General features: G+C 36.2%; 3 protein-coding genes. All 3 read right to left on the minus strand.

Annotated elements, in window-relative coordinates; genetic code table 11:
• Positions 1-74: 74 nt before the first annotated feature.
• Entirely contained in the window at positions 75-8,375 is an 8,301-nt protein-coding gene (locus D3P13_RS10825) for a T9SS type B sorting domain-containing protein (RefSeq protein WP_117882217.1), read from the minus strand.
• 336 nt (positions 8,376-8,711) lie between these two features.
• Positions 8,712-9,641 carry a PorP/SprF family type IX secretion system membrane protein gene (locus tag D3P13_RS10830; RefSeq protein WP_117882219.1) on the minus strand — a complete coding sequence of 310 codons (930 nt, stop codon included), beginning with the start codon at positions 9,639-9,641 and terminating at the stop codon, positions 8,712-8,714.
• 497 nt (positions 9,642-10,138) lie between these two features.
• Positions 10,139-16,639 (minus strand): DUF7507 domain-containing protein (locus tag D3P13_RS10835; protein ID WP_117882221.1); only part of this gene is annotated, 6,501 nt, incomplete at its 5' end.

Genomic DNA, 16,639 nt, shown 5'->3' on the forward strand with positions numbered 1-16,639 from the left:
AAATTTATTCCCGTAACTGTTTAAAAGATGCTCTAGAAGTATGTTTAGTACTCCTAGAACAAATATTTATTTATTTAATAGTTTATATATACCCAACCTGCAATTGGCTCAAGTCCGGCTTCGTTATACTTAATAATATAGTAGTACGTTCCAACAGGTACTTTATTCCCTTTACTAATGGTCATCGTTCCACTTGAATAACCATCCCACCAAAGTGGCATTGCTCTTCCATTATTATCGTATTCATAGACAATATTACCCCACCTGTCATAAACCTCCATTTCGAAGTCTTTATATTGTGCTAAGGCAGGTACAACTAACTCATCATTATCACCATCACCATTAGGAGAGAATCCATCAGGTATAATAGTACAAGATGTTGGATCTAAATAATCAGGATAAGCATCTTCATCACAATTATCATTAGTTGGATCACCATCTTTATCACCATCTTCATCAATTGTATTAATACCGTCACCATCATCATCAATATCTCTATAGTCAACTTCACTATCTCCAGTTACTAAACCAGCTGTGTTTACATCCGCTTCTAAAGCATCATCTCTATTAGGTAAGTCAGTCGCTGGGTCTGTGTCAACTGACAGACCGTTAGGATCTGCAAAGTCACCAATAGAACCATCATATGCGTCATCTAAACCATCATTATCGTCATCATTTCCACTAGGTGAAACATCTGGCTCACCATTAGCATCATAATCATGACCTTCAATACTATCAGGAACAGCATCATTATCCGAATCAGCATCTAAATAATCTGGTTGATCTGCACCATCCGTATTTACTGGCGTAAGACCCACTCCATAAGCATCATCTAAACCATCACCGTTAGCATCAACACCTAAGGGACTGTTATAATCTGCTGTAGTTTGACCTTCCACATTATCAGGAATACCATCATCATCAGCGTCTAAGTCTAAATAATTAGGATGTGTATCTCCATCTGAATCAACTGCTGTTTCTTCTAATGTTAATATTCCATCGTTATCATCATCAATATCTAAGAAGTTCAATTGTGAATCTCCATCAGAATTCCAAGGAACATAATTGATATCTGCCAACAATGTATCGTCAGTTTCAATTGGATCAAAAAGACCATTTATTCCGAAGTCAGCTGGAGCACCATCAATTACACCATCATTATCAGCATCTAAATCAGCATTACCCGCTTCAACAACATCTAGAATACCATCTCCATCAGCATCTAAATCGAAGTGATTTGCAATACCGTCACCATCAAAATCATATTCAGACTCAACATCATCATTAGCATCACCGACAGAAATATTATTATCATTATCATCTAGATAAGCTGGAACACCATCTCCATCATTATCAGCTAAAGGATCTAACCCTTCAAATTCCATCAAATCAGGGATACCATCGTTATCATCATCTAAATCAATTGGATCTCCACGGCCATCTCCATCAAAGTCAGGATATACAGTTAATAACGCTGGATCGGAAATTACATCTGTATCACAAGCAAAGGCTGGTGAAGATAAAACCACTCGATACATATAACCATTATATTCTAACGGCACCATAGTTAATGTTAATTCATCTGAGGTTGCTCCTGTAACTGTAGGAACAGTTCCTCCATTAGAAATGTTAGACCAATTAACACCAGCATCTGTACTCATTTGCCATTGATACGTAATTGTACTTTGTATATCAACACTAAAACTAGTATTTGCGTTCACAACTATTACATCGTCTAATGGTTGTGTTGCGATTGGCAGCACAGCAAGACCTGCTTCTTGGAAATCAAATACACTGTTATTATCTAAATCGTTAGGTATAGTATAACCCGTAGTGCCTGGAGTATTAACTAAACCATTAGCATCAACTGTTAAACCAGTATCACTACCTAATCTACCACTACCATCAACATCAACTAGACCTGCCTCGATTACATCATTACAACCATCATTATCAGCATCTAATTCATGTGAATCTGGTATGCTATCTCCATCTGAATCTGCAGTTACATTTGTAAGTGTTGCAGCAGCAGTATCATCAGATTCTATTAAGTCTAATAATCCGTTTGTACCAAAATCGGCTGTATTACCATCTAAAATTCCGTCATTATTTAAATCAACTACAGTAGTACCGTTTAATTGACCTGACTCCACTACATCATAAATACCATCATTATCTGAATCTAAATCAGATTGGTCTAAAATACCATCTCCGTCCGTATCAAGAACACCTTCTATAGTATCTGGAATTCCGTCATTATCATCATCTAAATCAGTAATATCTGGAATACCATCTCCGTCATTATCTGGAAATAAATTCAATGTAGCTGGAGCAGAAGTCCAATTACTATCACAAACAAACACTGGTGATGATAACATTACTCTATATTGATAACCATCATAACTTAAAGGGACTCCACTTAAAGTTAATGCATCAGTTGTTGCATTACTGTAAGCTGGACTGGCACCTCCATTAGTTATTACTGCCCAAGTTGCACCTCCATCTGTACTTTCGTACCATTGATATGTAATTTCAGCTAAGATATCAGTACTAAAAGTAACATTAGAATTAATTACTATAGTTTGACTTAGTGGATCGGTATTAACTAAAGGAATACCTAAACTAGTTTGTTGAAAATCATAAACTGAATTCAAATCTAAATCATCTGGTATAGTATAACCATCAACCCCACTCGTAACAACTCCATTTGCATCAACTAATAAACCAGCACCAATTGTACCATTACCTAAAAGTCCATTTAAATCTCCATCTGTAAAGCCAGCTTCACGAACATCATTACAACCATCATTATCTGCATCTATTTCGTTAGAGTCAGGTGTGCCATCAGCATCTGAATCATCAGTTAGGTTTGCTAAATTACCACTATCAGGTGCATCTTCTAAAGGATCAAATAATCCGTTTGTACCAACAGTACCTGAATTTGCAGCATCAATAACACCATCATTATTTACATCAACAATATTATTAAGAGGATCTAATTGACCTGATTCTACGATATCATAAATACCGTCATTGTCTGAATCTAAATCCAAATAATTTGGTACGCCATCTCCGTCAGAATCAAATGCTGGTTCAATTACACCATTATCATCTCCAACAGTATTGTCATTATCATCATCATCTAAATATGCTGGAATTCCATCTGCGTCAATATCTGCATAAGGATCAACTCCTCCTGATTCAATTGTATCTGGAATACCATCATTGTCTGAATCTAAATCTAAGTAATTCGGTACACCATCACTATCATTATCAGGGAATAAACTCAATACAGCAGGAGCAGATGTCCAGTTACTATCACACGTAAATGCTGGTGATGAAAGTATAACTCTGTATTGATAGCCATCATAACTTGCAGGAACTCCTGTTAAAGTTAAGGCATCTGTTGTTGCATTACTGTATGCAGGACTCGCACCTCCATTAGTTATTGCAGTCCAAGTTGCACCTGCATCAGTACTTTCATACCATCGGTATGTAATTGTTGCTAATAAATCAGTACTAAAAGTTACATTAGCATTAATAATTAAAGTTTGACTTATAGGGTTTGTGTTTATTACAGGAACGCCTAAACTTGATTGTTGGAAGTCATATACTGAATTAGAATCTAAATCATCTGGAACAGTATAACCATCTATTCCACTTGTAACAATACCATTTACATCAACGAATAAGCCCGCACCAAATGTACCATTACCTAATAAACCGTTTAAATCGCCATCTGTAAAACCAGCTTCAAGAACATCGTTACATCCATCATTATCAGCATCTATTTCATTAGAATCTGGAATACCATCTGCATCTGAATCAGCGGTTAGGTTTGCCAAATTACCACTATCAGGTGCATCTTCTAATGGATCAAATAATCCATTTGCACCAACTGTACCTGAGTTGGCAGCATCTATTATACCATCATTATTTACATCAACAATATTATTCAGAGCGTCAATTTGACCTGATTCTACTATATCATATATTCCGTCATTGTCTGAATCTAAATCTAAATGGTTTGGTACACCATCTCCATCTATGTCATATACATCAGGAATTCCGTTACCATCTAAATCTGTATAATCTGTAACACTACTATCTCCAGCGTTACCATCATCTGTAGTATCCATCCAATTTTCAATACCATCACCGTCTTCATCTCCATAAGGATCATTACCCCCTGACTCAATAACATCAGGAATACCATCATTATCTGAATCTGAATCAACAATATCATTAATACCATCATTATCCCAATCTATATCTAAAGCTTCTCTCCAATCTGGCTCTCCACCAGGTGTATCAAAATCAGGAAAATCGGTCGGTAAAGTACCTCCATTTGTAGCATCTAAAACAGAATCATCTGTATCATAAGCATTATGTAATCCATCTCCGTCAGCATCAGCATTTGCTGGTAATGGCGATGTATCTGCCGTACCATCATTATTAGTGTCCCACCCTTCTAAACTATCTAAATCTCCATCATTATCAGAATCAGTATCTGTATAATCTGGGTTATCAGTTCCGTCTGTATTTGTAGGTACGATAGCTCCGTTTGGATCAAGAATATCAATTACACCCACTGTATTTCCATCATCTCCATCATAATTATCATCAAGACCATCATTATCTGCATCAACATTTGAAGGAGGTCTATATCCAGCTGTAGTTTGACCTTCAATATCATCAACAATACCATCATCATCAGCGTCAATATCCACGTAATCTGCTCCTTGCATGCTGTCAGTATTTGGAATTGGTAATGGCGTACCTTCTAAAGTGTCGTGTAATCCATTATTGTTTGCATCTAGTAATGTAGACGGATCACCAGATGTTGCATAATCAACATGAGCATCACCATCAATATCTACACCACCAGCTTCAATAACATCAGAAATACCATCAGCATCTGAGTCTAAATCTAAATAATTTGGTAAGCCATCGTTATCAAAATCATCTTCACCTTCGGTAGCATCAAGAATTCCATCATTATCTGAATCTAAGTCAACATAATTAGGTATTCCATCATTGTCTTTATCTCCAACAGGTAATGGGGTAGCTGCTGTAGTATCATCTAACCCATCATTATTTGAATCAGCAAATCCATCTACGATTCCGTCATCGTTTAAATCAACTCCACCTGCCTCAACAACGTCATTTATTCCATCATCGTCAGAATCTAAATCTAAATAATCTGGAACTGCATCTCCGTCTGAACTTGGAACAGGTAAAGGCGTTGTTTCAGTAGCATCATCAAGTCCGTTGCCATCAGTGTCTGTAAAACCATCTATAATTCCGTCGCCATCTAAATCTATCCCTCCTGCTTCTGTTACATCAGTAATACCATCATTATCAGAATCTAAATCTAAATAATCTGGCACAACATCTCCATCTGTATTAGGTACTGGAAGTGGAGATAATGCTGTGTTATCATCTAAACCATCTCCATTACCATCGAAAAACCCATCTAAAATACCATCTCCATCTGCGTCTGTACCACCAGCTTCTGTAACATCTGTAATACCATCATTGTCAGAATCTAAATCTAAATAATCAAACACACCATCTCCATCCGTATCACAGTGAGATACTAAAGAATTTAACCCAATTGTAGTGGTATTAGGGCCAGTTGTAGTTATTGTCAATGTTGTTATATTAACCCATTTAAAATATGAAACTCCTGTAATATTTGGTATTGCAAAATCATTTATATAAGCAACTCCGTCAATACTAGCTGGACTTCCAATAACTTCATGACTCCCCATTAGTGAAACAACTTCGTCTGCTGGTACACCAAACAACCAACCTTCATCATTCGCATTCACATGATCAAAACCAATAACCACTGTCAATGGTGAAGCAAAAGTAAAAGTAACACTCTCATCTGGACCACTTAACAGAAGTGAACCCGGGTTCCCTCCATGACCTAATGTTGAGTTACTTGTATATTGACCTGTAGACGAAAATAATTTAGACCCCCCATTTACATTGTACGCCATAGTAAATGGAACTCCTTTTATAGTCCCTGAACCCGAAGCATCTCCTCCATTTCCAGTACCATAATTCCACAATGGAGCATTAAAATCATCTATTACATTAACTGTTCCACAATTTTGTTCATCGGCATCTAAAATACCATCGTTATCATTATCTAAATCAACTGCATCTATTGTCCCATCATTATCACTATCAAGCCTATCATCTGTTGCATCACAAGCATCGGCAATTCCATCACCATCTAAATCAGGACCGGCTGTAATTACATCCGCATTAGTTGACTGACCTGTAGCACCAACAACTGTTGGCACTCCATTAATGTCAACACCTCCAGTTAATCGCCCATCGCCATCCACAGATGTAAAAGTTCCAGACGCTTCAATTGCATCAGGACAACCATCATTATCGCTATCATTATCTAGATAATCAAATATTCCATCGTTATCGGTATCACAGTGAGACACCAAAGAATTTAACCCTACTGTTGTGGTCAGAGGACCTTTTGTTGTTAAGGTTAACGTCGTAATATTTTCCCATTTAAAATACGAAACTCCTGTAATATTTGGTATTGCAAAATTATTAATAAATTCAACCCCATCAATACTTGCTGGGCTTCCTATAACTTGATGACTTGCAATTGATGACACAATTTCATCTGCAGGTGTACCGAACAACCACCCATCATCATTCGCATTGAGGTGATCGAAACCAATAACTACCGTTAATGGTGAAGCAAAAGTAAAAGTGATACTCTCATCTGGACCACTTAACAGAAGTGAACCCGGGTTCCCTCCATGACCTAATGTTGAGTTACTTGTATATTGACCTGTGGACGAAAATAATTTAGACCCCCCATTTACATTGTACGCCATAGTAAATGGAACTCCTTTTATTGTTCCTGAACCCGAAGCATCTCCTCCATTTCCAGTACCATAATTCCACAATGGAGCATTAAAATCATCAATTACATTAACCGTTCCACAATTTTGTTCGTCGGCATCTAAAATACCATCGTTATCATCATCTAAATCTACTAAATCTATAACACCATCATTATCATAATCAGGTCTATCATCTGTAGAGTCACAGGCATCTGCAATACCATCACCATCCAAATCTGGACCAGCTGTAATTACATCCGCATTAGTTGACTGACCTGCAGCACCCACAACTGTAGGCACACCATTAACATCAACACCTCCCGTTAATCTGCCATTGCCATCTACCAACGTAAAAGCACCAGATGCTTCAATTGCATCAGGACACCCATCATTATCACTATCATTATCTAAATAATCAGGTATAGTATCTCCATCTGAATCACCAAAACCTTCATCACTATCTAAAATTCCATCATTATCATTATCTAGGTCTGCAAAATCTTGTACTCCATCACCATCGATGTCATTATCAGCTGCAAAATATTGGAAATTAAAAATTAAATCTGCTGAACCGCCTACAGGCTGTGTAGTGCCTGTTGGAAAAGTTGACCAATCTAAAAATCCTGCTGCTGTAGTTGGAACATCTGAACCAGCTACTGAATACCCATATATTGTTTGCCCTGCTAAAAGCCCAAAATCACTCCATTTAAATAATGTGCCATTAACAGTCTGATCACCGCCATCATAGCCAAAGTCATATTGTACAGCCGCTTCTGACTTCGTTAACAAGTCATAAACATAGTTGGAAACTAAATTGGCACCGTAAGCAGTATTCACTACAACATTACTATAAGATGTAGGATTTCCTGAACCATCAACTCCTGTAATAACAGCTACAGAAATATCACCTATACCATTACGTTCAAAAATAGGAAAACCTGAATTCAAATCAATACTTCTTAAAGTTTTAGATGTATTAAAAACTACATCTATCCGTTCAATATTTGAAGTCATTGGCGATATTGAATTATTAAATGTATTATCTAGACCAATGTCTATGATATTTGCAGAAATTACATCATTCGCAGTTGCATAATAAGGTGCAGAATAATTATTAACCGCCTCATTAAAACCTGAATTATCTTCTCTAAACCAAGGATCAAAATCGTCGCCACTTGCATATATATTATCTATTCTTCTCAACGTAACTGTCAACGGCGACGGAACAGGAACATATGTATCTCCTGCAACCGAAATATCTACCACACTTGTACTGGCAGCAGCTCCAAAATTTAAAGTTTCTCCTCCTGTAGCCACACGACTATCTAATGTGTTAGGCACTGTGGTTGTTGACCAAGAGTCAACATTAGTTTGTGCACAAACGGAATTAAGGGTTGCTAAACCAAATACAAACAATAATGACATTATTGCATGTCTTAATTGTTTACCGTAAACTGCGTAAATTGTAGTTAAGTAACCTTTTTTCATAATGATATTTACTTAGTGTTGTATAAATTGTAGTCTATAGAGTTATTTACAGAAATACAAGGATTTTCCCCAAAAATTTAATGTCCCAATCGTATTTCTACAATGAATACAAATATATAAAAAAATGTTAAAAAAGAATTTTAGGTCTCTATATTTTAAAAACAAATTAAAATGAAAATTTATTTAAACAACAAAAGAAAAGGCTAAACCTTATATCTATAAGGTTTAGCCTTTTCTTTTGCACTGTAAAGAAGTTGTTAATATATTTTAACAATTCAAAAAATACTTCACTTTTTATTCAAAAAATGACATATTTCATGTGAAATAATCCAAGTTTTAGAAGAATCTAGGCGATTTTAAGTTTTTCTTTGAAAAATCTATATCCCATTGCATAAATACCTCATGAGTACCACTGTTGTAATTCCCTAAGTTTGTAGTTGTATAATCATATGCATAACCGATACGTAAATCTCTAGTTACTCCAAAATTAATTAAACCACTTACTGAATCTCCAAATCGGTAACTTGCTCCTAATTCTAAACGGTCATTGAATAAAAAGTTTAAAGAACCGTCTAATGATAACGGTGAACCCGAAACAGCTTTAGCCATTACTGAAGGTTTAAACTTTAATGTTTCTGACAAGTTAAATACATAGCCCGCTGTTCCAAAATAATGCATTTTTTCAGAAGCTTGACTTATCGTTCCACTATCCTTCTCTAAATGTTTGGTTTCTAATAAATTTGGAGCAGACAAACCTAAATAAAATTTATCAGTATAATAATAAACCCCAGCTCCAAAATTTGGTAAAGTCTCATTCACATTATCAGAAAACAGTGGGTCTACACCTGGTGCTGTTTGAGGCAATACCAAAGACAATAAACCTACATCAAAAAAGGTAACGCCTCCTTTTAAACCAAATGCCAATCTACCTTCATCCGAAGTGCTAATTGTATAACTTACATCTGCAAAAACATTAGTCTCTTTTACAGGACCATGTTCGTCTAAAATGGCTGAAAAACCACCTCCTAAATTTTTACCCAATGGGGCATGAATAGCCATAGTAGCCGTTTTAGGAGCTCCATCTATTCCAACCCATTGCATTCTACCTAATAAGCCTATACTCAAGGTTCCTCGTGATCCTGCATAAGCCGGATTCACAATATTCATGTTGTACATATATTGTGTGTACTGAGGATCTTGCTGACCAAAACCAGCAACACTTATTAAACTTAATGCTATTAGTAAAACTAATGATGTTAATTTCATTTGTTGTTTTTTAATTATTCTTTTAAGGCAGTATAGAATATCACAAATTACTTTTGAATGATATCTTATCTGTTATTTTATTTTACTAGAAATCTAAACTCCTTAAATATTACACATACTCGATACTATAACAATCGTGTTGTATTATTTCCTACCTTAAAAACTGTATAAAACAAGATAAAAGAGGTGCGACTATAAATAAAACCTTATAACAAAAAAGATGTCTTCAATTTATACTCTATTTCTAAAAAAATTAATAATACCACTTATTACTTTTTACACTAGCAAATACAACAAGCACTAGTATGCTAATTTAAAACGTATAACTCTAAATAAAATTTTGTGATTGATAAAAAAATATTTTACTTCTATAATTTACTTGATATATAAATTATACCGTTCATTACTTTTCAATTAATGTGCTCGTAAATACTATAATATAGTTTTAAATAAATCCGAGAAAACAACTGCTTTCTCGGATCTATTCTATTTAATTCTTAATAATTTATATATACCCAACCTGTAACAGGTTTTCTATCATCTTTATTAAAGTAGATAATATAATAGTATGTTCCTACAGGCACTTTTTGATCTTTCTGAATAGTTATTTTACCATCAGAATATCCATCCCACCATTCAACTGGTGTTTTACCTTTATTACTATAATCATATACTTTAGCTCCCCATCTGTCAAATATCTCTATTCTGAAGTTAGGATACCTACTTAACAATGGTACAATAAAGTAATCATTGTCGCCATCTCCATTTGGTGAGAAGGCCTCTGGTATAATTGTACAAGATGTTACATCTAAATAATTAGGTTTACCATCAAAATCACAATCATCATCATACCAAATGCCATTTTCATTATCATCTTCTTCATATGTTGGCGTACCATCATTATCATCATCAGTATCTCTGTAATCAACATCGTCATTAGTTGCTCCTACTGTTGGATCATAATCAAAATTAGGTAGATTATTTGATGGGTCATTAATTTCATCATTAGGATCAATATCGTTAAGATTTGAACCTTCATAACCGTCATCTAACCCATCACCATCAGTATCTGTATCTGTTGGATCAACATCAGGATGACCATCATGATCTAAATCATGTCCTTCGATATAGTCATGAACACCATCATTATCAGAATCTTCATCTAAATAATCAGGATCATCTGCCCCATCCGTATTTTCAGGAGTAATTCCTTCTCCTGAACCTGGAGTAGTTTCATAAGCATCATCTAAACCATTTCCATCAGAATCAAAACCTGAAGGTTCTATATAACCGGCTGTTGGTTGCCCTTCTACATTATCAGGAATACCATCTCCATCTGCATCAATATCTAAATAATTAGGATTCGTATCGCTATCTAAATTACCTGTTCCTTCAAGTAGTGTTAATATACCGTCATTATCATCGTCTATATCTAAATAATTCGGTTGGAAATCATTATCAAAGTCATCATCAAAAGGATCTCCATTATTATTGATATCTTCCTCTAAGGTAGCAACTCCGTCACCATCATCATCAGTATCTCTATAATCTAACAATGCATCTCCATCTGTATCTGGTAAGTCAGTTAACGGATTATCAATTTCGTCATTAACATCAAAACCGTCATTGGTATCAAATCCTTCAAAAGCATCATCTAATCCATCTTCATCAAGATCACTACCACTATAAGATACATCAGGAATACCATCATGATTGGCATCATTTCCTTCGATACTATCTACTACATTATCATTATCACTATCTGTATCTAAATAATCAGGACTATCTACTCCATCTGTATTAACAGGTGTAAGACCTTCGCCTGAACCTGGTGACGTTTCGTAAGCATCGTCAAGTCCATTTCCATCAGAATCAATTCCAGAAGGAGCTATATAACCTACTGTTGTCTGAGCCTCTACATTATCTGGAATACCATCATTGTCAGCATCTATATCTAAACTATCTTGATAACCATCACTATCTGAATTACCTGAACCTTCAACAATATCTAAGATACCGTCATTATCATCATCTATATCATACAAGTCGGCAACATTATCACCATCAGTATCCACTAACACTTCAATAGTTAATGTTGCAGTAGATGTATCTCCATTACTATCTTCAATTGTATAGGTTATAGTATCTACACCTACATAATCAGCAGTTGGTGTATATACAATATAATCATCTGTTGGATCCGTTGGCGTACTATTATCATTTACCGTCGCAGTACCATTTGTAGGTCCAGTTGCAATTACGATTGGAGTTGAGCTTGGTCCGTCTCTACCAAAATCATCGACACCATTACCATTGTCTAATAATACAGTGATATTGTTATTTGATGAATTCTCAACTACAACTACATTATCATCTTCTGCCGTTGGCAAGAAATTAATTACGATACTATCAACAATACTTTCATCATCATCATCCAAACTATCTGCCAAATCATCTGTATCAAAACTAGCATTAAAATCACTATCTGGATCGATATTATCACCACCAGTTATTTCAGCTTGATTGTAATAACTTGTTGTTGTGTTTGTACCTGTTGTAAGCACTTCAACATTAAATGTTAATAATAAATCTGCTCCGTTTGCAATTGTTAATCCGTTCCAGTTTATAGTATTTCCTGTTAACACACCTCCATTAGAAATTGCTGTAATACTTCCAAATCCGTCAGGAACAACATCTTCTACATTTATTCCTGTTGCCGCACTTGGTCCATCATTATGAATAGTCAATGTGAATGTAACAACATCACCTGTAGTTGGATTTAAATCGCTTACCGATTTAACCAAACTCACATCAGATACTGGCTGAGGATTTACTTCAACCATATCATAATCGTCTTCAGTTGTATCTCCATTATTTGGAGTAGAATCTGGATCATAATTATCAGAAGCTGTTACTTCAGCACTATTATCATAATTACCAGTTGCCAATACTGTTGCTGTAATGTTTAAGGTTACTGAACTGCCATTTGTAATTGTTGGCACTGTCCAAACTCCTGTGCCTGAAACATATGCTCCTGAACCATCATCACTTACAAAAGTATAACCAGTCGGTAACACGTCTGTAATTTGAACTCCAGTGGCATCACTTAATCCATTATTATTCACTGTTAATGTGAACACCACATTAGTACCAACTAATGGAGCTGCATCATCAATAGTTTTTGTCATGTCTAAATCAGAAACTGCCACTGGATTTGTTCCCACAGTTGCAAAATCATCTCCACTACCGTCACCAGGCGTTGAGTCTGAATCGTCATTGTCTGAAGCTGTTACTTCTGCATTGTTTGTATAGTTACCTGTTGCATTAACTGCTGCAGTTATTTGTAATGATGCTGAAGCTGCATTTACTAAATCACCAACTGTCCAAATTCCTGTAACATCATCATATGTTCCTGATCCATTATCACTAACATAAGTATAACCTGTTGGTAAAATATCTGTTACTTCTACCCCTGTGGCATCACTTAACCCTGCATTACTTACAGTTAATGTAAATATTACGTTTGAACCTACATATGGAGTTGCATTGCTTACAGTTTTTGTCATTGATAAGTCAGAAACTGCTGTTGGACTCACACTTATAGTATCACTTTCATCATCATCTGGGTTTCCATCAGATAAATCATCAGTACCAAAACTTGTTGTTGGATCACTATCCAAATCAAGATTATCAGATGCTGTAATTTCTGCTCTATTTCCATAATTTCCACTAGCCAATACTCTAGCTGTAAACTCATAAGTTGCTGATACACCTGAAGCAATCGTTAAACCTGACCAACTAATTGTGTTTCCAGAAACTGTTGAACCTGCTGTTACTGCTGTTACAGTATCATATCCATTAGGTACAACATCTTCAATTGTAACTCCAGTTGCACTACTTGGACCGTCGTTTGTTACGGTTAACGTAAATGTTACATTATTACCTACTGCAGGTGTTAAATTATCAACCGCTTTTGTGATACTCAAGTCAGATACTGCGACTGGAGTTGTATTTACCGTTGCATAATCATCACCAGCTCCATCTCCTGGACTTGAATCAGGATCTGTATTGTCAGACGCTGTTACTTCAGCTGTATTTGTATAATTTCCTGTTGCATCTACACTCGCTGTTATTTGAATACTTTCTGATCCGTTTAATGGGATATTAGGTACTGTCCAAACACCTGTTCCACTAACATAAGCTCCTGAACTATTATCAGACACATATGTATAACCTGTTGGCAATGCATCAGTCACCTGAACACCTGTTTCTGAACTTGGTCCTGCATTATTTACAGTCAATGTAAATACCACATTTGAACCTACGTTTGGCGTTGCATTATTAACTGTTTTTGTCATTGATAAATCAGAAACTGCACTAGGACTCGTACTTACACTAGCATAATCATCACCGCTACCATCTCCTGGAGTTGAATCTGGATCTGTATTATCAGACGCTGTTACTTCAGCCTCGTTTGTATAATTACCAGTTGCATCAACAGTCGCTGTAATTTGTACACTTTCTGATCCGTTTAACGGAATGTTTGGTACTGTCCAAATTCCTGTTCCATCATCATAAGCTCCTGAACTATTATCAGACACATATGTATAACCTGTTGGCAATGCATCAGTCACCTGAACACCTGTTGCTGTACTTGGTCCTGCATTATTTACAGTCAATGTAAATACCACATTTGAACCTACGTTAGGAGTTGCATTGTTAACTGTTTTTGTCATTGATAAATCAGAAACTGCTGACGGATTTGTACTAATACTAGCATAATCATCACCGCTACCATCTCCTGGAGTTGAATCTGGATCTGTATTATCAGATGCTGTTACTTCAGCAACATTAGTATAAACCCCAGTTGCATTAACAGTTGCTGTTATTTGTACACTTTCTGATCCGTTTAACGGGATGTTTGGTACTGTCCAAATTCCTGTTCCACTAACATAAGCTCCTGAACTATTATCAGATACATATGTATAACCTGTTGGTAATGCATCAGTCACTTGAACACCTGTTGCTGTACTTGGTCCTGCATTATTTACAGTCAATGTAAATACTACATTTGAACCTACGTTAGGCGTTGCGTTATCAACTGTTTTTGTCATTGACAAATCAGAAACGGCACTAGGACTAATACTTACTGTATTACTTTCATCATCATCTGCATCTCCATCTGTATAATCATCATCATTAAAGCTAGAACTAGGATCTGAATCAGGATCTACACTTCCAGAAGCTGTTATTTCAGCTCTGTTACCATAATTTCCTGTAGCCAACACTTGAGCCGTAAATTCTAATACTGTAGGCGATCCTGTTGTAACAGATAAGCCTGACCAACTAATTGTATTTCCAGTTACAGTTGCTCCTGAAGTTATTGCCGTAACGGAACCATATCCATTAGGTACAACATCTTCTACTGTAACTCCTGTAGCATTATTACCACTATTTGCAACAGTTAATGTAAAGGTTACTATATCACCAACATTAGGTGTATTAGTACTTACTGCTTTTGCGATACTTAAGTCCGCATATTCTATAGGTGTTTCTGCTGTATCTGTTTCTGCTGTTGTAATTTCATCAGTAGTTACTGAAACCTCATTAACAACATTTGTACCTGCATTTGCTCTTCTTTGGAAATCAGCCAGCGTTGTGGTGTAACTTATAGTGTAAGTCCATGTTTCACCTTTATCTATAACATTCGCTGTTCCAGCATCTCCTGTTGGACCTGTTAAAGTTCCATTCGTACCATCTGGCAATACATCAGCAATAACTACATTCGTTAAATCTAAATCTCCATCATTTTCTAATGTAATAGTATAACCTAATGTTTGTCCAATAGCTGTAACAGTAGCTGGGCCAATTGTTTGTGTTTTTGTAACCACTAAACTAGGATTACAACCTGGAGCAGTTAAAGTTACTGACGTAGGATCAATTTCTTCACAATCTGTTACTGAGTTCTTAACTGCTATTGTATAAGGAGAACCTGTGGCAATCAAAGTATTAAACACATTTGAAGCTTGATATGTTACTCCTCCATCAATACTATATACCAAATTAGAACCTGTAGCCGTAATAGTTATTGTACCATCATTTAATGTTGGACAACTCGCTGTTGTTGGGTCTGTTGAGGATACATTTGTGATTATTGGTAAAGCATTAATAGTAACACTTGCAGTTGTTGTATTACTACATGTCCCATCACTAAAGCTATACGTAACTGTATATGTAGCCGGTGCACTTGCCACTAAATCAATTTCACCTGTTGCGGAATCAATAACCAAACCAGCCGTTGAGCTATAAACACCACCTGTTTGACCTGTTTGTGCAGCAGATGCTGTTCCGACAGTACAATATGGGCTTCCACTATATGCAATTGTCGCTGTCGGTAATGCATTAACCATAATATCAACCTGAGTTGCTGGGCTTTCGCATCCTGCAACAGTTTGTGTTACATAAACTGTCTCAGTACCTACCGCTCCTAATGGAGTAAATGTTGCATCACTATCTACTAATGTAGTTAATGCTGCGTCGCTATACCATGCAAATGTAGCTGATCCTACTCCTGTTGCTGTAATATCTGCAATTGCATCACCATCACAATAAGCAACGGGACTCGTTGCTGTCGGAGCTACAGGGGCCAATGGATCGCTTAAACTTGTACTTAAACTATTACTGGTACAACCTGCACTTTCTACATTGATTGCCGTATATGCTCCTTGTCCTAAACTTCCGATGGTCAACTCACCTGAAGCATCACTACTAAGTGTTGCTGTTGTGGCTGCTGCTCCATTCAATACATAACTTACCGTATAACTTGTACTAATCGCTAAGCCTGATAATACAATACTACCGTCTGTTCCTGAACATACGGTTGGATCATTTGAACTGTCTAAGACAATGACTGCCGTAGCTGGATCGCTTAAACTTGTACTTAAACTATTACTGGTACAACCTGCACTTTCTACATTGATTGCCGTATATGCTCCTTG

This window comes from Aureibaculum luteum (assembly GCF_003449015.1).
GTDB classification, from domain to species: Bacteria; Bacteroidota; Bacteroidia; order Flavobacteriales; family Flavobacteriaceae; genus Aureibaculum; species Aureibaculum luteum.

What these genes read in the sequence shown, in the direction of transcription:
- D3P13_RS10825 (WP_117882217.1), bottom strand. Translation starts at nt 8,375, where the DNA reads ATGAAAAAAGGTTACTTAACTACAATTTACGCAGTTTACGGTAAACAA.
- D3P13_RS10830 (WP_117882219.1), bottom strand. Translation starts at nt 9,641, where the DNA reads ATGAAATTAACATCATTAGTTTTACTAATAGCATTAAGTTTAATAAGT.